We start from the raw sequence: 20,532 nt of genomic DNA, 5'->3' as shown, positions 1-20,532 counted from the left end.
CGTTCGTTTATTTATTGATTTTTTAAGATTAAATAAATTCAATACAGTTCACTGTTTCAAGCTAATCAGGTAAGGTTATGATAAAGTTCTCGATGATCTTTTTGTTATAACCTTTGTACCCACCCTGAAAATCACGACCCGCTACGGCGATAAATTCGGCCATTCGTGGCGAGTTTAGTTGGGTCAGCAGCGCTTCATAATCGCCATCATATTTTATAAAATATCCCGAATAGACAGTCACGTCCGGGTTATCATAAAGCACGAAATTCGGAGCGCGGTTCATCGGCGAAAACACGATTTTTTTACCAAATGTGTTGTCTAATCCCTGTGCACGCCCAAAAGCATACCAGGCAACCGCATTAATCTTCCCATTATCACGACGATCAAGGGCAGGTTTTACTTTAAGCAAATAGGAAAAAGTTTGAGGAAATTGGTCTTGAAGAACATTTTCGGGTATAATGCGCTGTTTGCCAGCGGCATCTCTTTGGTAAGGGAACAAAATGTATTCTGTCACCGGATCCGCCGCAGACTTCAATTTAGAAGCCTTAATGATGGGTTTGAGGATGTCTTTTTCCAGGTAAACCTGCATCCCGTTCTTGTTTTGGGCATAAACAAGATTTGAGTCCTCCCGAATGATCGTAAACAAGTAATATGCATCAGCTAATGTGGTAAGGCCCACAGAAATCTGGCATATGTCGCCTAATCGTTGACCATTAATGTGCTCAGAACGCTTGACGGACAACTGCCAGGGCTTTAATTCAGGAAGTTCGGAAAAGTGGATATCTCTTTTTTTGTATTGTAAGTCAGCGCTTTCACATTGTTCAAATGTAAAGTGTGCTTGATCCAATTTTCCAAAGACCACGATTGCGGAATAAGTTGCTGTATTTCCAAAAACTGGAACGGACCCGTAATTCGTAATCTGCTTTACATTCCGATTCTGCTGGAAATAGGAGCGAAGCGGCTTCCCCGTTTCGGAGGTTAAGAAGCCATTGGGCGTGATAAATCCACAGGTCCCGCCGGGAGATAGCAATTTTACAGCTAGCTCGAAAAAGGCCATGTATGCATCCGTAGAGCCTTTTTTACAGAAGGCATAGTGGGATTGGATAAATGTCCTTTGCGCAATTGGGAGAAGCTGGATCCGAATGTAGGGCGGATTCCCAAAGATAAAATCAAACTTCAAACGCTTTCGAAATTGTTTGAGCGCATCGCAAAGTTTAAGATTCCAGTTGATACTAACACCCAACGGTTCGGTTAGTGCATCCAAATGTTTCCTGCAACTTTCAAGTGCCCCTGAGTCAATGTCCCAGCCATAAATCTGGTTTAGGCTATCAGTAAGCTGGTGCGAAGGAGTCGTCTTAATAATGTGTTCAACGAGAGGAACCAGGAATCTCCCATCTCCACAAGCAGGATCCAGGATTTTTTTGTGGGTCAGATCAGCATCATAAAACCCGGCATCTTTCAGGATTTTATCAACGATATGAGGTGGCGTGTAAACCTGGCCAAGCAGCTTTTTCTTTCCGTAAGTGCGTGTTTGCGAAGCCATTAGAAGTCGATGCCTGGCCTCTTTTTTAGAACCTGTGTCAAAAATTTAGACGGAGCAAGCACCTTAATCGTGCTATTATCTGCCGCTGAACTAAAATCCTTGGTGTTGCCTGTCAGAAGATAGTCGCAACCCGCCTTAACCGCAGTATTGTATTGAAAGCCATCTTCCAGATCTTTAAAACTCGATGTCAGACTATCCAGCAAACACTTACTATCTGTATAGCAGACATGCAGGAAGCCGAGATAGAGTTTCAATCTTTTCTTCAACTCCTCGTTTCTAAGGCCATTTTTCTGCAAGATGTATACGAAAGTGTGAAAGCTACCCGGTGAAATATACATGGGGATCTCATTCTCCAAAGCCCAGGACAGGATAAACTTTGCTTCGAAAGGCTCTCCGGTAGGTCTCGCAAGTGCGTGGTCAATCAGGACATTCGTATCCAGAAACAGCTTCATAGCCCGTATTTATCCTTGATCATCAAGTCCTTAATTTCTCTGTCTGTCATATAACGAAGAGGACCATCCTTGGCACATCCGAAAAGTTCGTCAGCAATCGAAGGCTTTTTAGCAATGGTTGTATCTTCTGATTTTGTGTAACTTAAAAGATATTCTTCGAAGAGATTTGATAAAGATGTGCCACGTGTTGCTGCAAATCTTTTTGCTTGTTCAATAGCCGATTTACGGACACTAAGCGTTAGTTTAACTTTTGGCTCTTTTACTGTTTTCATTTTACACGTGTGTTCTTGAATAAAACCATTTAAATATACGTATAAAAATCATTATGTCAACGCACAGATCCGGAAGCCGGGCAACTTCCTGATATGGTTTGTCACAACGGGCGGATCAATGTCGCGGAACAATACTTCATATGTATTTTCATAAAATGTAAACGAAGTTCCGTCAGATCGGATGCGTTTTGTGCCGCTTTTATATAGCGCTCCGACTTCTCCTTTTTCTAATGCAACCTTATCAATGAAACCGAGTAGGGAGGCGACGGTGCCTTCCGTGGGGCACTGGTGAAAGGAGATGCAGAAGTAATGCGAAGTTTTGGAATTGGCTTTGTGCAGTTGCGATGACGGAATGTTCAGGACATAGTCGGAGCCTAACTTGCCAGTGCGGCGTTTCATGGATTTAATACCGACGGAGAATGAATGCTCCTCGGATTTGATCAGAAAGTCCTGGCCCCAATCCTGGCCGTCTGTTGCGCCGAAGGATTTCGTCGGCCGCGGTAAATGATAGCAATCTGCGAAAATGATTTCACCCAGACTTCCGGTAAAACGCATCATCCTGGTTTGAGAAAGTTTGTCGTTGTGCTTGTCCCAAATATTAGCGACGTGATGGTGGCGCAAAGAATGCTCAACAAGCTCGCGAGCAAAAATTCGCTGATTTTCGCCAATTGAGATTTGAATATACGAGCCCTTGGTCAGAACAATTTGCTCCATGCAAACCTAATCGCTAGTAAAGTGAGAACAAAACCGATCAAAATGGCACTAAACGGAACGTAAGTCCATGCTACTAAGTGGATTCTGTCGACAAACCACATCACCCCGATGAGTGCAAAAATCAATGTTAGAAATCCGGAAATTTTGCCAAATCCGGGAATTAACGAAAATGGGATCTTGCTTTTGATCAACATCAGGGTCAAGCCCACGGAAATGATCGGCAGAAACTGCATAATAATGTTTGCCTGCCAAACACTTTGCCTTTCGAACAGAAAAAGATAAATGTTGAGCGTAACAGCGAAAATACCTGGAATGCAAACTGCATAAACGAGCACGGCATAAACGTAGCTCCAAAGTTTAACATCCTTACTGCCGTCTGCCGCCATTCCAATGAGCCATGCAAAAACCGGTAACAACATGAAATAGATGGCCAGCGGCCAGGGATTTTCCGAGATGGAATTGAAGAGTTGGGATAGTGTCATGTATTAATTTGCAATAAAAGGGAAAGATAACAAAAGAGGAGGGGAATTTTACATTTGTAAATTTCCCCTCCTCCAAAAATCAACTCAGTTCTTCTCAAATCATAATCCTAATAAGAAGCCGATCGTAAAGTTGGCATCCCAGTCGAATACAAATTGCTGACAGCCAGTTGCATCTGTTACTGCTTTGTAAATGTTCACACCCGCTTTCGATTTGGCATTCGTCAATTTCGAATAGGCGAGCGGCGCGCTCAATGTGGTGTAGCGTTCTTTTCCTTTGCGCACTTCTTTGGCCATTTCAAAGGGAACGCCGCCGATGATGAAGCAGGTTTTTCTCAAATCCTCAGGAATTTGTTTGGCCTTCGCGCTTACTTCCTGGTACACTTTGGAATCGTCTGTTCCTTCCTGGAAATATTTAGCTCCGTAAGATTCAAGCGCCGAAACTTTTCCATTCTCAATCCATGAAATTTTCGTGTTCCCGGAGCCAATGTCAACCACGAATGCTTTGCCTGCGTAGTCAGCTGGTAAAACCGATTTCAGAGCCAACTGCCCTTCCTGCTCGGCAGTAACCTGGTTCACCACGTATCCAAGTGATTTCAAAACACGCGTTATTTTTACCGTAACATCCGCTTTCGCAGCACCGGAGCTCACTACGAAGTGAATGTCTTTGCTGCCCACGCCGTAATCCAGCATGCCGCTAATGTATTTTTTCAGGCCAATTCTGACGTCTTCATCCGTCGCCATATTTTCGGTCACAAGACTGTTTCCGAATTCAGATTTTTCAAGAGACCAGCGTTTTTCTTTGTCAACCTTAATAATGAATGAGTTGAAACCGCTTGCCCCCAGCTCAACAACGCCGCGTAATTTGCCATCCACTGGCGCCGGTGGTGTGTAACTGAATGCTGAAACCTCTGTGGAAGTTGCTTCTGAATTTTCCGCAGGCGTTTCGGCCGAAGGCATATCGGGGTCGGTGTTACTCGCTTCCGTTTGCGGACTTTGTGCACGATCCTCAGCCATTTGGTTCAGAGCCTTTTCGCCGCCGAGATATTTGTAACCTAAGAATATGGCCCCAATAATGATAGCGGTGATAATCAACCGGCCCGCAACTGTTAGTCTTTTCATTGATTTTTTATGTAAAATGAATAATGTAAATCGAAGTAAGGAAGAATTCTAGTCCAGTAATCCTTTGTAGCTGGAATCTTTCGGAGTTTCTACCGAACGGTTTACCGGCTGCGGATTATCGAGCTGGATAAGTTTAAATTGTCCGGAGTTATAAGCTTCCAGCATAGCTTGTCCTTTGTCAGAAAGCAGCCCGTTCTGAACGTCCACGCCGTTGATAAAGTCCAGTGACAAGTCCATCGCGCGCTTCATTTCTCCCAGCTTCTGGCTCATATCGTCCTGAATGTATTCCATCGATTCATCAAAATAGAACTTTTTGTCAGGATTTCCTTTGAAAATGCTGATCGCCGTACGCAACGCATTGGAGCTTTCCTTCACAATTCTATATTCCGCTTCTTTCAGTTTAACCTTAATTTCTGTTTCCTTAATGATGTAGTCAGCGCTTTTATTCACCTTTTCCATGAATTCGAGCACCGTTTTCATGTTGCGTTGGAGTGGAAAAAGCTTCTCGTTCATTTCCTGCAAACCGGCTCCTTCAATGGTTGCCAAAGACGCTGTTTCCTTCATTCCCGGCCGGTCGAGCATGGTGCTCGCTTTGTTTGCCTCCGCAAATTTTTGCTTTATCTGCTCGTTATTCTCGTTAATGTTCTTGTTCAATTTCACGAGCTGGCCAGCGAGCGTATTGATCTGACCTTGCATTTTCTCCCTTTTCTCTTTCAGGTCATCAATATAAATTTTCATAATCGCAATCGGATCCAACTTGATAATCAGGCCGGTAATGTTACGCATGAGTGTTTTGAAAAGGAAGAAAACCGCCGTTCTTACATCTTTGCTGGTAAATAGAAAGATAAGCAGCGCAAGCACAGCCATTAAAAAGCCCAGATAGAGTGTGTTTTTAGTCACTTCTATCAGGAAAGCTGCGATTTTATTCCAAAAATAAAGGGTTACCGCCCCGGCCGCCCCGATAAAAAGGAGTGAGGTTATGCCTTCGGGTTTGCTCCAGTATGATCGCTTTGATGCGTCTTCCTGCGAGCCTCCGATTTGTGTAAAATCTGGTGTAGCCATTGTTGATCGAAATGTTAGGTTATTTGAGATATTGATTGATTTTATTTAAATCCGACTTAATCTGATCTACGAAACTGAGATAGGTGATTTCAAAACTATCCTTGTTTGCATTGATCTTCGCACTTTGTTCTGCCACTTCTCCCGAGATTTGTCCGAGTCGGTTCTTATTCTCGTCCATCTTTTTTTGCAGATCCGCAATCTGCTGGGCAATGGCCTTATTGGCATCTTCCAGCCGCTTTTCCTCATCCTGCAATGCGCCCACGCGATCCTTAATCGCCCTTTCTACATCTTTCAAAAACGAAGCCCGGTCCTTATCCAAAATTCCCAGGTATTGATTGGCAGAAGTGTTCAAAACCGTTATTTCCTTCACACCACCCATCGCCTTGAAACTTGCCCAAGCGGCCTGGAACTGCTTTTCCTCTCCTAATCCCAGACCTTCCATACTTTGAAGTGCCTGTTTGTATTCGAAATAATCAGGTCCCGGCAGGTTGGCTTTTTCGAGCAGGCTCACAAAATGTTCTGTGAATTTCTTGTCGATGTTGCCGGTGCCCGCAGCATTCGGGGCGGTGTTCGCGATGACTGGTTTGGGAGCTTCCTGCGTTGCGTTTGTAATTGGTGCAGTATTGCCTTGTGCGGGCCTGATCGGTTCCTCACCCTCCTTGATAAAAAAGCTGAGTATCTTTCTTCCAATACCCGGTTCTGAATCTGCCATATGCGTCTAAAGTGTTAAGATTCATTGTTTTTGTCAGGTCAATATTACTAAAATTAAAAGGATTTCGTACCGTACGATAATTACCAATGGTGCCCTGAATTGATGAAGCCACGGAAAATTTGGATAGAAATGCGGTTGATTCTTGAATGCCGCCGGTTTTTTGGTGATGTTTACCTCAAAAACTAAATCCTTATGCTTAAACTAGGTTTTAATAGCGCCATTTTGGGCGATTTTAGCTTTGAACACGTGGTTCAGTTTGCAGGAAATCATGGATTTTCCTGTGTAGAAATGATGTGCTGGCCATCGGATAATGCGGATAGCAGAAGATACGCCGGCGTCACGCACATTGACGTCAACAACTTCACACCCGAGCGGATTGCAGGGATCAGGCATACATTAAAGGAAGCCAATATTACCATTTCGGCGCTGGGATATTATCCCAATCCGCTTGATCCGGACGAGGAGCGTTCCGGTTATTATATCGAACACATTAAGCAGGTGATCCGTGGGGCAGCGAAGCTTGGTATTCCTGTGGTTACGACATTCATCGGGCGTAATCCGGCGAAGAGCATTAAAGAGAATCTGGCCAAATTTGCCGATGTATGGCCCGCAATCGTAAAGGTTGCCGAGGAAAATAATGTCAAGATAGGGATCGAAAATTGCCCGATGTTCTTTACAGACGACGAATGGCCGGGCGGAAAGAACCTGGCTATCAGTCCTGCAGTCTGGGACAGGATGTTTGAGATCATACCAAGCCCGATTTTTGGTCTGAACTATGATCCTTCTCACATGATCTGGCAAATGATGAGTGAGACTAAGCCAATTTATGATTACAAAGACCGCCTGCACCACATTCATTTAAAGGATGCAAAAATTTACAAAGACAAGCTGAACAGGGTAGGCATTATGGCGAATCCGCTGGAATATCATTCTCCCAAATTGCCCGGCTTGGGTGATGTAAACTGGCGCGCCTTCTTCGCGGCTTTAACGGACGTGCGTTACCGGGGCCCGGTTGTCATCGAAGTCGAAGATAAGGCTTATGAAGGAAGCATTACAGATGTCCAAAGCGCAATCCTGACAAGTAGAAATTACCTTCGTCAGTTTCTCGGGTGAAACTCAATGGCTCTCTTGAAATACAAAAAAGGATAGCCTCTCGACTATCCTTTTTATTTTATTAAAATAACCCTAGTTATTGGATCAACTTAGCTTTCGCAGACAGGAATGCTGTTAAGGAAGCGAGTATGCCAACAATCCCGAATGACATTCTCAAATCGGCAAACTGAGCGACAATCCCGATCAACGGAGGTCCGATAAGGAAACCGATAAAGCTGATCGATGAAACCGCAGCCAGCGCCATTCCGGCCGACATGGTGGTTGATTTTCCTGCCGCACTGTAAACCAATGGCACAACGGACGAAACGCCAAATCCTACCAAAAGGAATCCGAATGTTGCCGGAACCAGGAATGGGAAAAACACAGCAATAGCTAACCCGGATCCCATCAAAGCGCCGCTGATCTGCAACATTTTCTTGCGTCCGATGCGGTTGGCAAGCCAGTCGCCAGCGAAGCGACCGCCAGTCATGGTGCCCATAAAGGCTACATAACCAAGCGTTGTCAATGAGGCAGGCACGTGAACGGCTTCCTGAAAATAAACGCCGCTCCAATCGAACATTGCGCCTTCACAAACCATGGCACAGAATCCGATCAAACCTAGCATTAGCAAATCACGGTCCGGCTTTACGAACATCGGTTGCGCTTCGCCTTCGTTCTTTTCGCTATCAGGCATTGTATGCTTGTAAGCGGTGAAAATAATGATGAATGCCGCCAGCGCGATAATGCTAAAATGAATATGAGGAGGGATACTAACCGAAATAAAGAAAGAGCCAATCATCGCGCTCACAAAGCCAGCCAAACTCCAGAGTCCGTGAAATGACGCCATGATGGATTTTCCGTAGACCTGTTCCACCGCAACAGCTTGTGTGTTCACTGCAATGTTAGTCAGGTTTCCCCAAAGCCCGAATGCGAACAGCGCAATAACAAGTTGCTCGGTCCTGGTTACGAAACCTATAAAAGACAATGTGACCGCGTACAAAATGGCTCCGATAAGCACCATTTTTTTACTTCCGTAATGTGTCACCATCCAGCCTGAGATGGGTAAGCTGGCCATTAAGCCGATGGGTAGTGCCAAGAGAACTGTCCCCAAACCGCCTTCGGTCAGGTGCAGCATGTTCTTGATATCCGGGATCCGGCTCGCCCAAGCCGCAAAACTAAGGCCTTGAACGAAGAAGAAAGCAGCCACGGCCAGGCGCAGATACTTTCGGGAGTCGGAGGGGGCGAAAATTGAATAATTCATAGGAGAGAAAATTTAATGACAGATGTGTGCAGCACTATCAATTCGTATTTATTTGTTATGATTTTTTTAAGATTCCAGTTTTTTAGAATAGTGAAAAACAAAGATTGCTTTTATTGTTAATCACTCTCGGATGCAAAAATAACGGATTATCAAACATTTTGATTCACCGTTGTTGTACTTTTTAAATAATATTAAAAAGTATGTGTTGTACAAAAATAAGAAATAGCATTTTCTGATTCAGCTTTTTTCAAATAGCGTAATCCATTTTGTAAATTGACCTTTCAGCCATCATAAAAATCATTGGATAAATGAAATTTGCCTTTACATCACTCCTTAGTTTTCTGATATTCATAAGCGCTTTTGGCCAGGAAAACAGCGGCGACCGGGCCGCCAGGATCAAAGCCACATTGCCTGTGATTGAGAAGATGTACAATGAATATGCTGAAAAGAACCATTTTCCTGCTGTGGCATTCGGCATAGTGGCGGACGGTCAGCTTGTAATGTCTGGTGCGACCGGCTTCTCAGAGATCGCCACGGAGACCAAAGCGTCGCCTGGCTCCTTGTTCCGGATCGCCTCCATGTCCAAGAGCGTCACGGCGATGGGCATCCTGGCCCTTCGGAAGGAGGGAAAGCTGAAACTCGATGATCCGGCCTATCTATACATCCCCGAGTTGAAAGATATGCCGTCGCTGACCAGTGATGCCCCGGCTATCACCATCAGGCACCTGCTGACCCACCAGGCAGGCTTCCCGGAAGACAATCCCTGGGGTGACAGGCAGCTGGATACAAAGGATGAGCAGCTTATTGAATTGATTAAAAAAGGAATTTCATTCTCAAATGTTCCCGGCGTGACATACGAGTATAGCAATCTGGGATTCGCTATGCTGGGCAAGATCATTAGCCATGTTTCGGGGCAGCCTTACCAGGAATATATTAATGAGGTTGTTTTTAAGAAGTTGGGGATGACTAACACCATTTGGGAATATACTAAGGCGCCTGCAAACCTGTTAGCGCACGGATATCGCTTTGAGGACGAATTGTGGAAGGAAGAAGAATTGGAGCATGACGGCACTTATGGCGCCATGGGCGGTTTGATCACTTCTATCGATGATTTTAGTAAATATGTTTCTTTTCATTTGTCGGCCTGGCCGCCAAGCAATGATCCGGAAATGGGCCCCGTTTCGAGAAGTGACGTGAGGGAAATGCAGATGCCGTGGAATTTCAGCTATTTGAATGCACAATATAAATATCCCAATGGTCGTCCCTGTGCGATGGCTTCCGCATATGGTTATGGATTGCGTTGGAGCCGCGATTGCGAAGGACGGACTGGAATAGGGCATACGGGAGGCTTGCCGGGGTTTGGGAGCCAGTGGCAAATCCTGCCTGAATACGGCATTGGAATCCTTGCTCACGCCAACCGCACCTACGCAGGCATGGCCAACATTAACACCGCCGTGCTCGACACGATCATCACATTAGCAGGTCTGAAACCGCTTCCTGTGGAGGTTTCTGCCATTTTGAGACAAAGAAAAGATGCCTTACTCAAACTCTTGCCGCATTGGGAAGGCGCAGAACAGAGCGGGATATTTGCAGAGAATTTCTTTCCCGACAGATCTGTAAATCACAGAAAGCAGGAGCTGGACGCCATTCTCACGCAAACCGGAAATGTGACCGGCTCAACGGAAATAAAGGCTGAAAACCAGTTAAGAGGAAGTTTTCTTCTAAATTGTTCCAATGGCAATGTGCGCGTTTTCTTCACCTTGTCACCCGAAAACCCGGCATTGATACAGCAGCTTGATTTTTCGCTTGCCAAATAATTTCCTAAAAAATTTCATGACTAAATAGGGGAGTCGATTTTCTGGATTGTCTGATAAGAAACAAAATCAGAAAATGATGAAAACGATACTCTTATTAGCCATCTGCTTAATCGGCATTTCCGCCACAGACATCCTGGCGCAGGAAAACGAAACAATTTTCAAAAGCTCAGGTGTTCGGCGCTCCAGCGGATATGCGGCGATCTCCAATAAGTTTACAAAAATCAATGGCAGCTATGCCAATATGCCCGGTATCTACGGCGGCTGGTTCATCAATCGCCGCTTCATGCTAGGTTTGGGCTTTGCGGCCACAACCAACCACATCCCGGTTCCTTTGCAGGACCAGCAATTCCCGGCCAGAAAGATGACCTATCAATATGGGCAAGCCGGCTTAATGACGGAATATGTGGTTGCTTCGACTAAATGGGTGCATTTCAATTTCAATTTGTTAACCGGGACCGGATTTACATTGCAATACGATCGGCGGGAAGTGGATGACTGGGATTTCGATTTTGACGATCACGATGGCGAAGATCCTAAGTTTTTCTTCCTCATGGAGCCGGGTGTACAGGTTGAATTCAATGTCTTAAAATGGATGCGTTTCAGCCCGGGTGTGTCGTATCGGCAAGCGTTTGGTGCAAAAGGAAACGGCCTGAGCGATTCCGATCTGAGCAACATTACCTATAACCTTACATTAAAATTTGGCAAATTTTGACCGTTTTGAACGGGATTTCCGGGATTGGGTAATAATGCTCCATTCAGTCCCCACATTACCCTATGAAAACTTGTCGGGCGTCGTGTGAGCCTGTCATATCGCTGATTATCTTTATAGAAAGCAATAGGAACAATAGTTTAGAGTTATACTAGCAACGCACTATTTCGACAGCAAAAAGACATAAAATGAGAGTTTCAGGGTATTTGGTTTTCGGAATGTTATTTCTTTCGGCTTCAATGGTCCGGGCGCAAAATGTATACGACGTGATCGTTGCAGGACGCACCATCGGATCTTTAAAGGTCTTCGATGACCAGGGCAAGGATAATTTGCAGCAACATCGCATTGAATCGGATTTCAAGGTGATGTTCTACAAGGGTAAGTATTCAACCCAGGCGAATTATTCGGGAGGAAAGCTGGTGTCCGCAACTTGCGCGCATCATGTGAACGGGGATTTGAAGGAAAAAACACTTACTAAAAGTGCAGCAAAGAGTTCTTATGAAGTGTTGTTTTCGGGTGAAGACGGCGAGGACAAGCCTAAGCTTTCACTCAATAGACCGATTAGCAGCACGATAACCGGCCTCTATTATAAGGAGCCAATTAATATCAATGAAGTTTACTCTGAGCGATATGGGAAGATGTGCAGCGTCAAAAAGCTTGCGCAAGGGAAGTATGGCGTAACACTTCCCGATGGCAAACAAGGAATCTACTCTTATAAAGATGGGCTCTGCCGGGAAGTCAAAACGGACCTAGCTGGATTTAAGCTGAGAATAGTCCTTAACGAGAAAAAGCAAGTCAGTAGCTTATAAACCAAAAAGAAAGCCGGTCCAATTTTTTGGGCCGGCTTTCTTTTTGAGTTACGAACGCTTAGTCAACAGTAGGATAAGCTGTACTATCTGGCTTGCTATAATAATCAGCCACTTGCGTGTTGTCGCTGGTCGTTATATTAGTAGGAGTCTTGTAGTTCCGCGGTGAAATCAATGGGTTGATATCGACTCCTTGCGGCGTGTAACGCTTGGTAACCACCAGCGTCACCGGGCGCGGTGCATACTTAGGCGTGTTGCTCACATATCGACTGCGTTGTTGCTTGCTGTAACTTTCAACTGTGTTCAAATTATAAACGACAGCATCACTGCCACGGTTAGCTTTGGCTTTTGCAGCTTTATTCGGGTGTTTGTAATTGTGAACAGAAACTCCCGGATCAACAATAGACTGTGCCTGTGCACTGAACGTAACTAATCCTGTAAGCAATAATATAGATACTAAAAAAGATGACTTATTCATGATATTATCCGTTTAATCGAGTAACAAAACCTCCCGTTGTACGGGATTTCATGAATATAAAAAATTTCTTGCCATCCTACTAGGCGCTAAAATGCAGCCTAAAAGTTAAAAATATGGATTTTGAGGTAACTTTTGGCGATTGATTTGTCAAATTATTGTTAGTATGACAATCGTCGGCGTTTAAATGAAGGTGATTTTGGAAAAATTTTTCAAAAGTCACGAAAACAGGATAATATTCGATTGGAGAAATTTTCTGAAAAAGTTATCAATTTTAATCAAACTCTTACAGTTTTCTAATTTCTTCCTAATAATTGTGCCATTCCTGACATTATTGCAGCAACGCATGTGTGGAAGTCTGTATACCATTGCAAATGCGCTCCATAGGAAGATCATTGCTATCTACCCCAAAAGGATCCTCAATCTCTTCGGCGATGACTTCAAGACTGGCGAGAATGTAAAACACAAACATCACGAATGGGACAACCAAAAAATGCAGGCTAAAAACGTAGCCGATTGGGAGAGTCAGGCAGTAAATGAAAATGAACTTTTTAATAAAAGAGCTGTAAGAGAGAGGGATAGGCGTGTTCTTAATCCGCTCACACGCTCCGCAAATGTTAGTAAAAGCTTCCAGTTCGTGATTTAGCAGAATCGTATGCTCCGGTAGCAAAACACCTCTTTTTTGCAGTTCAATCACTTTGCTAAAGATCGCAGCGGCAATCTGGTTGGGAATATGATCGTGCGCGCGAAGCGTTGTCTTTTCATACAATTCTGAATCCTCAAACTCCTCCGACCTGTAACCGCTCTGCAAATGATTTTTCAGGGCAAAAGCATAATTGGGAATCATCTTCATAAAAAATACCCGCTCCAATTCGTGTTCATTTCCAAGTAATGCATTGATTTTCAAAGCAAGGTTGCGGCTAATGTTCATTAATGAGCCCCACTGTTTGCGTCCTTCCCACCAGCGGTCATAAGCCGTATTGGTCCGGAAAACAAGCAGCATGGAAATCACAAATCCCAAAAGCGAGTGCATCAGGGAAATGTTTTTCAGATCCGTGTTTTCCTTTAACTTGAAATGAATCAATAAGAGATAGGCAACGGCTGTTGAATACACCGCAATGGTCAGGATCAGCGGCATAAGCTTGCGGACCGTATCTCCTTTTTGGAAATAAAATATGTAGCGGAACCACTCCTTAGGATTGTAGTCGATCATTTGAGTGTAACATTGTCAATTAGTTTGAAGAACTCTTTCAGGCACTTAGCGGTCAGTCGGGCATCTTCCAATGCATTATGGGTTTCTTCTTCCCGCTCAAAACCAAAATAGGTGGCCACTGAACCCAGGCTGAGCGAGCGGGGAATCGTTTTGCCATTCTTTTCTAAAATTTGAAAAAACAAATAAGATACCGTGTGAAGATCAATCAGCTTATTGGAGAATCCCCACTTCATTTTCTCATTTCGGTATGCATAGCGAAGGAAATTAATGTCGTTAATGACACTTTGACCGCAAATGATGACATTAGTAAAGTTTGGTTTACCTGCATTTAGCTTTTTAAGCCATTTTTCAAATTCCGGCAAGACGTCGTAAATCATGGGCGCATCTTCCAGATCGGCCATTGACAGTCCATGCACTTCTTCCGATTTAACAGAAAAAGCTTCCTCATTTTCGGGATAGACGTTTTGTAGGTAAGTGCCCAGCGACCGCCAGTTGTCGTCAAAAAACTCTGCTCCAATTTGTATGATCTCATTCCAGCCCGGCTCGGGGCCCGTCATTTCAATGTCTAATACGAGGAACGCCATGCCGTGGTTTTAATTGGTAACAGAAAATTGGGACTCTTTTGAAACTCAAACTTATACTTTTGTGTACAAAAATAGAGAAACCTTACATTTTAGCTGATTCATTCATTATTCATTTATATAAAATGCCAATCGATTACAACGAAATCCCGTCGCCTTGTTTTGTTCTGGATGAAACGCTCTTACGCCAGAACCTGAGCCTGATCGATTCGGTGCAGCAGGCGGCCGGTTGCAAGATCATCCTGGCCTTGAAAGGTTTTTCCATGTTCAGTGCATTTCCTATCGTGAAAGAATATCTGAGCGGCGCTACGGCAAGCTCGCTGAATGAGGTCAAGCTGATCAATGATTTCATGGGTTACCAGGCACATACATACATGCCGGCGTATCTGGATAGTGAATTTGCAGAGATCATGGAGCGCAGCAGCCACATCACATTTAACTCCCTGAGCCAATGGGAGCGGTTCAGAGATAGGGTAGAAGCATTCAAAGCTGCGAACCCGAACCATAAGCTGTCCTGCGGCATCCGCGTAAACCCGCAATATTCGGAAGTAGCGACGGATATGTATAATCCATGCGTGCCCGGCTCGCGCCTGGGCATTACACGGGACAAAATGCCGGATACCCTGCCGGAAGGAATTGAAGGCATTCATTTCCATACACTTTGCGAGAATGGTTCGGATACGTTGGAACGTACATTAGAAGCATTGGAATCACGCTTCGGAAATTTGCTGCATCAGGCCAAGTGGTTGAACATGGGAGGTGGTCATTTGATGACAAGAGAAGGGTATGATATTGAAAAACTAAAAAAATTAGTTAGTAATATAAGGGCCATGTATAATCTGGATGTAATACTAGAACCCGGTTCAGCCATAGCCTGGCGGACTGGTGTTTTGGTTACAACCGTACTGGATTTGATGGACAGCCAGGGCATCGATGTCGCGATCCTGGACACTTCATTTGCAGCGCATATGCCGGACACATTAGAGATGCCATATAAGCCAGCAATCACTGGTGCCAGCATGGAAGCTATCGCAGGAAAACCAACTTACAGAATGGGTGGTATGACATGCCTCGCAGGCGACTTCATTGGCGACTATTCGTTTGACGAGCCATTGACGTCTGGAGATAAAATCATATTTGAAGACATGATACACTACACCATGGTCAAAACAACAACATTTAACGGCGTTAACTTACCTTCCATTGGTATGGTGACAACTGACGGTGATTTCAGAATGATCAAGTCTTTCGGATATGAAAGCTTTAAGGATCGGTTATCATAGTAAACGCTTGATTTTACACTTAATTTCGTCCTAAACTAAAAAGCCTCGTTAGAATAATCGTTATAAAAACGACAGATCGAACGAGGCTTTTTATATATCGGTTCTCGAAGTAATTTGAAACTTTTTGACCCTAATTTCCATTTGGAAGCATTGGGAATAGTCGCCTTATCTCTTCCGGTGACGGCTGCTTTCCATACTCGGTTATCTCAAAAACTTCTACAAATTTTATCTTTTCAGATTGCTCTTTTCCATACCATTTTTCAACGGTCAGCTTAATCTCCGGGGTAATAGAAGAACGTTTTTCCGTAGCTGCCAGCAGCCACTTTTTTCGCTCTTCAAGCCCTTTCGGAACATTAGCAAGATCCTGATTTGTCCAGGGTAGCCATTCGTAGAATTGGGAGATATGCGCATCCAACCCATCGACCTTTTTAATAATTGCTGTGGTGATGTCAATAGCAATGTCCGGGCGGAAAGGGTTAGGACGCTGAAACCGATCTCGGAAGTAAAGAAAAAGCGGGTTTTTGACCAGCGGAGGTACACTGCTAAGAATATTAGGTACGATTACCAGGTAAGATGCGTCTTGTACAATTACGCCAGTATTGCGGTGATCGGGGTGATAATCGTTTGTTCTGGGTGCAATCACCACATCTGCATTCCATTCGCGGATTTTGCGGATTACTGCCAGCCGGTTTTCTAATGTGGGGAAAAGCTCGCCGTCGTGGTTGTCGAGCACGTCGTATTCGATGCCTAGTCGCTTCGCCACTTCCTTTGTTTCATTAAGCCGACGTTTGGCCAGTTCTCCGCCGCCTATATCCTGGTGGCCTGCGTCGCCATTGGTAAGGGAAACGAATTTAACCTTATGTCCCATGGAGGAGTAAATGGATGCAACGCCTCCGGCGCCAAGATCGCAGTCGTCGGGATGTGCGCCAAACACAATGATTTTGAGCGGTGTTTTGGCGGCGTCCTTTGCGCTTTGTGAAAATGCGGGCGATAGCCATATCAGCAGAAATGGCAGAAATAAAATTTTTCTCATATTGGTTAAAATGATTTAGGTTGGTACTGATGCAAAATAGGAATTAAAATTTGTAGTTTTTTTTATTCAAAATTTTAGGCATTTTATGAAGTCACAAACGCACTTAAAACCTGTGCAAAAGCTTGTTTGGAGAAAATGGGGGCAGAAAAATTTACGCCTGCTAACCTTCCAGAGTAACAAGTGTTTAATGATTTTACGGTAATATTTAAAAAGCCCCCGCTTAGATTCTTCTAATATTCCTGTATCTTTGTATCCCGTAATCATAGAAAAAAAGCAACGTCTTATGGCTTCCAAAGCACGAAAGACCGCGAAGTACATTTTCGTTACGGGCGGTGTAACATCTTCACTTGGCAAAGGAATCATTGCCTCTTCATTAGCAAAACTACTGCAAGCCCGAGGGCTTTCTGTTACGATTCAAAAATTCGATCCATATCTTAATATTGACCCGGGAACCATGAATCCTTACGAGCACGGCGAGTGCTATGTAACGGACGATGGCGCCGAAACGGATCTTGATCTGGGCCATTACGAGCGTTTCCTGAATGTTCGCACGTCCCAGGCCAACAATGTTACTACGGGACGCATCTACCACAATGTCATTACAGCCGAGCGCCGGGGGGATTTTCTGGGCAAAACTGTTCAGGTTGTCCCGCACATTACGGACGAGCTGAAAAGGAATATGCTGCTGCTCGGGCAAACCGGCGATTACGATATCGTTATTACGGAAATCGGCGGTTGCGTAGGGGATATCGAGTCACTTCCGTTCCTGGAAGCCGTGCGTCAGGTTAAATTTGAGATGGAAGAGCATAATACGCTTGTGATCCATCTGACCCTGATCCCTTACTTGAATTCTGCCGGAGAACTGAAAACCAAACCGACGCAACACTCGGTAAGAATGCTGCAAGAAGCGGGGATTCAGCCGGACATTCTGGTTTGCCGCACGGAACATCCGCTTCCTTACGATATCCGCAAAAAAATCGCGCTTTTCTGCAATGTTCAGGTGAATTCTGTTATAGAGGCCATGGACGCAGACACGATTTACGCCGTTCCTTTGCTGATGCTGAAAGAAAGACTGGATCAGCGCGCGCTCTATATGCTCGATATTTACAACGATAAAGACGTCGATCTGGATTCCTGGAAGACGTTCTTATCCCGCTATAAAAATCCGGTTGATTCCATCCGCATTGGTCTGGTAGGAAAATATGTTGAGTTGCATGACGCTTACAAATCCATCGTTGAATCATTCATTCACGCCGGAGCAGCCAACGAGTGCAAAGTGAACATTGAATGGATCCATTCTGAAAGCCTTACAGCAGAAAATGCCGTGGAAAAATTGGAAAGCCTGGATGGTGTTCTGGTTGCACCTGGTTTTGGTGAAAGAGGGATCGAAGGAAAAATCGCTGCGATCCAGTATGTGCGTGAAAACAACATTCCTTTCTTCGGAATTTGTTTAGGTATGCAAATGGCGGTTATTGAATATGCAAGAAATGTAATAGGCTGGGATGGAGCACATTCTGTTGAAATGGACGCTAACACCGATCATCCGGTGATCCACCTGATGAAAGATCAGAAGGACGTTTCTAACAAAGGCGGCACCATGCGTCTGGGAGCCTATCCATGCAAGATCAAGAAAGACACGCTGGCGAGCCGGATCTATGGCAAAACGAACATTAGCGAGCGCCACCGCCACCGTTATGAGTTCAACAATAAGTATCTCAAAGACTTCGAGGAAAAAGGACTGGTTGCAACCGGAATTAATCCTGACAACAACCTCGTTGAAATGGTTGAGCTGCCCGGGCATCCGTTCTATATTGGCGTGCAATTCCACCCTGAGCTGAAAAGCACGGTGATGAACCCGCATCCGATTTTTGTGAACTTCGTGAGTGCTGCACTTACTTATTCGCTGCAAAAGAGATCTGTTGAATCGCTTAACACCACAATCCACTGATCACAAAAAAGGCCGATAAGGAAAAAACTTATTACCTTTGCCGTCCCCTCGCGGGTTTACTATTTCAATCATTTCAAGTAAATAATGGATAAAAATTTTATTATCGGCTTAGTATTAATCATGCTAATGCTGATTGGCTACCAGATACTGGTTCCAAAACCTGTGGAACCTGCACCTGCGGAGCAAGTAAAACAAACTACTACAAAACCCTCTGTTCAATCACCAACAGTTTCGGATTCAACCAACTTATCTGCTCAATCCACTGATTCAAACGCGGTCGCGCAAGTCGCTCCGAAAGACCTGGTTATCGAGACGAACGACACGCGTGTTGTTTTCTCCAACAAAGGAGGGATCATGAAAGAGGTAATGTTGAAAAAATACAAAACCTACGATCAGAAGCCGCTTTACCTGATCGCGGAAAATCATAACAGTTTCCGGATCAGCTTTCCGACTACAACAGGTGACGTCCGTTTGACGGACCTGTTCTTCACTACCGAGGCGCGAGATCAGAAAGTAGGCGAAAAAGACTCAGTAATAGTAACTTACCGCGCTCCGCTGAATGGTAATCAGTTCGTTGAACAAACGTATGTTGTGCATGGAAGCGGTTATGTGATCGATTACGGCATCAAATCAAATGCTAAGGGATCAAGTGACAAACTGGTTCAGCTGGATTGGAACAATGATCTGCTGCAATTGGAAAATGACATGCACAAGAACCGTGAGGTGGTGACGATCAACTATTACACCGATGATCTGCAAAGCCTTGCGACGAGCCCGACAGCAACAGAAGAGGATAAAACGGCCGAACCTGTTAAGTGGTTTACAATCAAACATAAATACTTCCTTGCAGGTCTGATCGCGGATAAGCATCCGTTTGGTAATGTGGCTGTAAGGGCTGACGTAAACCCTGCGGATTCAACCATCGTAAAGACAATGCATGTTTCGGCCGGAATCCCGATGTCTGCCATACAGAAAGGGGAGGCCAATTATCAGTTCTTCCTTGGACCAAACGACTATCACCTGGTCGATAAGGTTAAAGCCGAGAATTTCGACCAGAATGTTTATCTTGGATATGCGTTTTTAAAGCCTATCAACAAGTTTTTCCTCGTTCCGCTTTTTAACTTTTTGGAAAAATTTGTGAGCAATTATGGTCTTTTAATCATACTGCTGGTAATTTTTGTAAAAACAATCCTCACTCCGCTGACTTACAAGTCATATATCAGCATGGCAAAAATGCGTTTGCTGGCACCCGAGCTGGAACAGATCCGCAGCCAGAACCCGGATGATATGGCAAAGCAGCAGCAAGATCAGATGAAGCTTTATCAGGAAGTAGGCGTAAGCCCGCTGAGCGGTTGTATCCCCGTGCTGGCGACCATGCCAATCCTGTTTTCACTGTTCTTCCTGTTCCCCAACCTGATTGAGCTGCGGCAGCAACCCTTCCTGTGGGCGAGCGACCTTTCTACTTACGATTCGTTCATCAAGCTGCCCTTTACCATTCCTTTCGGTGTAGGAAACCACATCAGCTTGTTCACCGTGTTGATGACGGCATCCAGCATTGGTTATGCTTATTATAACAATCAGATCACGCCAACGCAGCCTGGCCCGGTAAACATGAAAGTGTTGGGTTACATTATGCCGTTGATGTTCATGTTTGTTCTTAACTCGTTTCCGGCCGGTTTGACATTCTATTATTTTGTATCAAACGTGGTAACGATCGCGCAGCAGCTTTTGATCAAGCGTTTTGTGAATGAAGACAAGATCCGGAACATTCTGGAAGAAAACAGAAAGAAAAACGCGAATGGCGAGAAGAAGCAGACGAAGTTCCAGAAATATCTGGAAAAGTCGCTTCAAGCCGCAGAAGAGGCCAAAAAGAAGCAGGCTGAGCTTGAAAAGCGTTCGAAAAAGAAATAAAAGATTTAATATATCGTAATGTATAGGGCAATGTTTCCAACCGGAAA

General features: G+C 44.5%; 20 protein-coding genes. 7 read left to right on the top strand and 13 right to left on the bottom strand.

The genetic code is table 11. The features are described 5' to 3' along the window. Positions 1-61: 61 nt before the first annotated feature. From G395_RS0103855 to G395_RS0103820, 8 genes are all read right to left on the bottom strand, one after another. Entirely contained in the window at positions 62-1,543 is a 1,482-nt protein-coding gene (locus G395_RS0103855) for an HsdM family class I SAM-dependent methyltransferase (protein ID WP_026628874.1), read from the bottom strand. Then, the gene (locus G395_RS0103850) at positions 1,543-1,995 is read right to left on the bottom strand and encodes a PIN domain-containing protein (protein WP_026628873.1); all 453 of its coding nucleotides are present in this window, start codon (positions 1,993-1,995) and stop codon (positions 1,543-1,545) included. The genes G395_RS0103855 and G395_RS0103850 overlap by 1 nt, the downstream gene beginning before the upstream one ends. Further along, positions 1,992-2,267, bottom strand: a complete 276-nt coding sequence (locus G395_RS28450; RefSeq protein WP_035360355.1) for a DUF6364 family protein — start codon at positions 2,265-2,267, stop codon at positions 1,992-1,994. The genes G395_RS0103850 and G395_RS28450 overlap by 4 nt, the downstream gene beginning before the upstream one ends. 51 nt (positions 2,268-2,318) lie before the next feature. Next, positions 2,319-2,981, bottom strand: a complete 663-nt coding sequence (locus G395_RS0103840; protein ID WP_026628872.1) for a hypothetical protein — start codon at positions 2,979-2,981, stop codon at positions 2,319-2,321. Beyond that, positions 2,963-3,463 carry a hypothetical protein gene (locus G395_RS0103835; RefSeq protein ID WP_026628871.1) on the bottom strand — a complete coding sequence of 167 codons (501 nt, stop codon included), beginning with the start codon at positions 3,461-3,463 and terminating at the stop codon, positions 2,963-2,965. Before G395_RS0103835 ends, G395_RS0103840 begins: the two co-directional genes overlap by 19 nt. A gap of 99 nt (positions 3,464-3,562) precedes the next feature. Then, positions 3,563-4,582, bottom strand: a complete 1,020-nt coding sequence (locus tag G395_RS0103830) for a Ppx/GppA phosphatase family protein (protein WP_026628870.1) — start codon at positions 4,580-4,582, stop codon at positions 3,563-3,565. Between the two features lie 48 nt (positions 4,583-4,630). Then, positions 4,631-5,644, bottom strand: a complete 1,014-nt coding sequence (locus G395_RS0103825) for a hypothetical protein (protein WP_026628869.1) — start codon at positions 5,642-5,644, stop codon at positions 4,631-4,633. Between the two features lie 19 nt (positions 5,645-5,663). Then, positions 5,664-6,356, bottom strand: coding sequence for a hypothetical protein (locus tag G395_RS0103820; RefSeq protein WP_026628868.1), 693 nt, complete (start codon positions 6,354-6,356; stop codon positions 5,664-5,666). A gap of 192 nt (positions 6,357-6,548) precedes the next feature. On the opposite strand from G395_RS0103820, the gene G395_RS0103815 reads away from it, so the two are divergent. Next, the gene (locus tag G395_RS0103815; protein ID WP_026628867.1) at positions 6,549-7,469 is read left to right on the top strand and encodes a sugar phosphate isomerase/epimerase family protein; all 921 of its coding nucleotides are present in this window, start codon (positions 6,549-6,551) and stop codon (positions 7,467-7,469) included. 76 nt (positions 7,470-7,545) lie between these two features. On the opposite strand, the gene G395_RS0103810 is transcribed toward G395_RS0103815, so the two are convergent. Next, positions 7,546-8,709 carry an MFS transporter gene (locus tag G395_RS0103810; RefSeq protein ID WP_026628866.1) on the bottom strand — a complete coding sequence of 388 codons (1,164 nt, stop codon included), beginning with the start codon at positions 8,707-8,709 and terminating at the stop codon, positions 7,546-7,548. Positions 8,710-9,017: 308 nt separating this feature from the next. On the opposite strand from G395_RS0103810, the gene G395_RS0103805 reads away from it, so the two are divergent. The 3 genes from G395_RS0103805 (at position 9,018) to G395_RS0103795 (ending at position 12,044) form a co-directional block, all read left to right on the top strand. Further along, complete coding sequence (locus G395_RS0103805; protein WP_026628865.1) at positions 9,018-10,526, top strand: serine hydrolase domain-containing protein; 1,509 nt, start codon at positions 9,018-9,020, stop codon at positions 10,524-10,526. A 73-nt stretch (positions 10,527-10,599) separates the two neighbouring features. Further along, positions 10,600-11,238, top strand: coding sequence for a hypothetical protein (locus G395_RS0103800; RefSeq protein ID WP_026628864.1), 639 nt, complete (start codon positions 10,600-10,602; stop codon positions 11,236-11,238). Positions 11,239-11,423: 185 nt separating this feature from the next. Then, positions 11,424-12,044: a DUF6134 family protein gene (locus G395_RS0103795; RefSeq protein WP_051349961.1), complete on the top strand. Its 621-nt coding sequence runs from the start codon at positions 11,424-11,426 to the stop codon at positions 12,042-12,044. A 58-nt stretch (positions 12,045-12,102) separates the two neighbouring features. On the opposite strand, the gene G395_RS0103790 is transcribed toward G395_RS0103795, so the two are convergent. From G395_RS0103790 to G395_RS0103780, 3 genes are all read right to left on the bottom strand, one after another. Then, on the bottom strand, positions 12,103-12,519 hold the full coding sequence (locus G395_RS0103790) for a hypothetical protein (protein WP_026628862.1): 417 nt from the start codon (positions 12,517-12,519) through the stop codon (positions 12,103-12,105). A 328-nt stretch (positions 12,520-12,847) separates the two neighbouring features. Continuing rightward, a complete protein-coding gene (locus tag G395_RS0103785; RefSeq protein WP_026628861.1) occupies positions 12,848-13,729 on the bottom strand; it encodes a bestrophin family protein in 882 nt (293 codons plus the stop codon). Next, positions 13,726-14,313, bottom strand: a complete 588-nt coding sequence (locus G395_RS0103780) for a 3'-5' exonuclease (RefSeq protein ID WP_026628860.1) — start codon at positions 14,311-14,313, stop codon at positions 13,726-13,728. The genes G395_RS0103785 and G395_RS0103780 overlap by 4 nt, the downstream gene beginning before the upstream one ends. Before the next feature lie 122 nt (positions 14,314-14,435). Between G395_RS0103780 and nspC the strand changes: the two genes are divergently transcribed. Next, the gene (gene nspC / locus G395_RS0103775; protein ID WP_026628859.1) at positions 14,436-15,593 is read left to right on the top strand and encodes a carboxynorspermidine decarboxylase; all 1,158 of its coding nucleotides are present in this window, start codon (positions 14,436-14,438) and stop codon (positions 15,591-15,593) included. 130 nt (positions 15,594-15,723) lie between these two features. Here nspC and G395_RS0103770 read toward each other — a convergent pair whose 3' ends face one another. Then, on the bottom strand, positions 15,724-16,626 hold the full coding sequence (locus G395_RS0103770) for a PIG-L deacetylase family protein (protein ID WP_026628858.1): 903 nt from the start codon (positions 16,624-16,626) through the stop codon (positions 15,724-15,726). A 283-nt stretch (positions 16,627-16,909) separates the two neighbouring features. Here G395_RS0103770 and pyrG point away from each other — a divergent pair, with 283 nt between their 5' ends. Both pyrG and yidC read left to right on the top strand, forming a co-directional pair. Next, on the top strand, positions 16,910-18,574 hold the full coding sequence (gene pyrG / locus G395_RS0103765) for a CTP synthase (RefSeq protein WP_026628857.1): 1,665 nt from the start codon (positions 16,910-16,912) through the stop codon (positions 18,572-18,574). An 84-nt stretch (positions 18,575-18,658) separates the two neighbouring features. Next, on the top strand, positions 18,659-20,485 hold the full coding sequence (yidC, locus tag G395_RS0103760; protein ID WP_026628856.1) for a membrane protein insertase YidC: 1,827 nt from the start codon (positions 18,659-18,661) through the stop codon (positions 20,483-20,485). Positions 20,486-20,532 lie beyond the last annotated feature (47 nt).

Origin of the sequence: Dyadobacter alkalitolerans DSM 23607 (genome assembly GCF_000428845.1) — a bacterium.
GTDB classification, from domain to species: domain Bacteria; phylum Bacteroidota; class Bacteroidia; order Cytophagales; family Spirosomataceae; genus Dyadobacter; species Dyadobacter alkalitolerans.
This window is presented reverse-complemented; position numbering and strand designations above follow the sequence as displayed.

Excerpts from the sequence above, each read along its gene's own strand:
- G395_RS0103855 (WP_026628874.1), bottom strand. The coding sequence starts at position 1,543 with ATGGCTTCGCAAACACGCACTTACGGAAAGAAAAAGCTGCTTGGCCAG.
- G395_RS0103850 (WP_026628873.1), bottom strand. The coding sequence starts at position 1,995 with ATGAAGCTGTTTCTGGATACGAATGTCCTGATTGACCACGCACTTGCG.
- G395_RS28450 (WP_035360355.1), bottom strand. The coding sequence starts at position 2,267 with ATGAAAACAGTAAAAGAGCCAAAAGTTAAACTAACGCTTAGTGTCCGT.
- G395_RS0103840 (WP_026628872.1), bottom strand. The coding sequence starts at position 2,981 with ATGGAGCAAATTGTTCTGACCAAGGGCTCGTATATTCAAATCTCAATT.
- G395_RS0103835 (WP_026628871.1), bottom strand. The coding sequence starts at position 3,463 with ATGACACTATCCCAACTCTTCAATTCCATCTCGGAAAATCCCTGGCCG.
- G395_RS0103830 (WP_026628870.1), bottom strand. The coding sequence starts at position 4,582 with ATGAAAAGACTAACAGTTGCGGGCCGGTTGATTATCACCGCTATCATT.
- G395_RS0103825 (WP_026628869.1), bottom strand. The coding sequence starts at position 5,644 with ATGGCTACACCAGATTTTACACAAATCGGAGGCTCGCAGGAAGACGCA.
- G395_RS0103820 (WP_026628868.1), bottom strand. The coding sequence starts at position 6,356 with ATGGCAGATTCAGAACCGGGTATTGGAAGAAAGATACTCAGCTTTTTT.
- G395_RS0103815 (WP_026628867.1), top strand. The coding sequence starts at position 6,549 with ATGCTTAAACTAGGTTTTAATAGCGCCATTTTGGGCGATTTTAGCTTT.
- G395_RS0103810 (WP_026628866.1), bottom strand. The coding sequence starts at position 8,709 with ATGAATTATTCAATTTTCGCCCCCTCCGACTCCCGAAAGTATCTGCGC.
- G395_RS0103805 (WP_026628865.1), top strand. The coding sequence starts at position 9,018 with ATGAAATTTGCCTTTACATCACTCCTTAGTTTTCTGATATTCATAAGC.
- G395_RS0103800 (WP_026628864.1), top strand. The coding sequence starts at position 10,600 with ATGATGAAAACGATACTCTTATTAGCCATCTGCTTAATCGGCATTTCC.
- G395_RS0103795 (WP_051349961.1), top strand. The coding sequence starts at position 11,424 with ATGAGAGTTTCAGGGTATTTGGTTTTCGGAATGTTATTTCTTTCGGCT.
- G395_RS0103790 (WP_026628862.1), bottom strand. The coding sequence starts at position 12,519 with ATGAATAAGTCATCTTTTTTAGTATCTATATTATTGCTTACAGGATTA.
- G395_RS0103785 (WP_026628861.1), bottom strand. The coding sequence starts at position 13,729 with ATGATCGACTACAATCCTAAGGAGTGGTTCCGCTACATATTTTATTTC.
- G395_RS0103780 (WP_026628860.1), bottom strand. The coding sequence starts at position 14,313 with ATGGCGTTCCTCGTATTAGACATTGAAATGACGGGCCCCGAGCCGGGC.
- nspC (WP_026628859.1), top strand. The coding sequence starts at position 14,436 with ATGCCAATCGATTACAACGAAATCCCGTCGCCTTGTTTTGTTCTGGAT.
- G395_RS0103770 (WP_026628858.1), bottom strand. The coding sequence starts at position 16,626 with ATGAGAAAAATTTTATTTCTGCCATTTCTGCTGATATGGCTATCGCCC.
- pyrG (WP_026628857.1), top strand. The coding sequence starts at position 16,910 with ATGGCTTCCAAAGCACGAAAGACCGCGAAGTACATTTTCGTTACGGGC.
- yidC (WP_026628856.1), top strand. The coding sequence starts at position 18,659 with ATGGATAAAAATTTTATTATCGGCTTAGTATTAATCATGCTAATGCTG.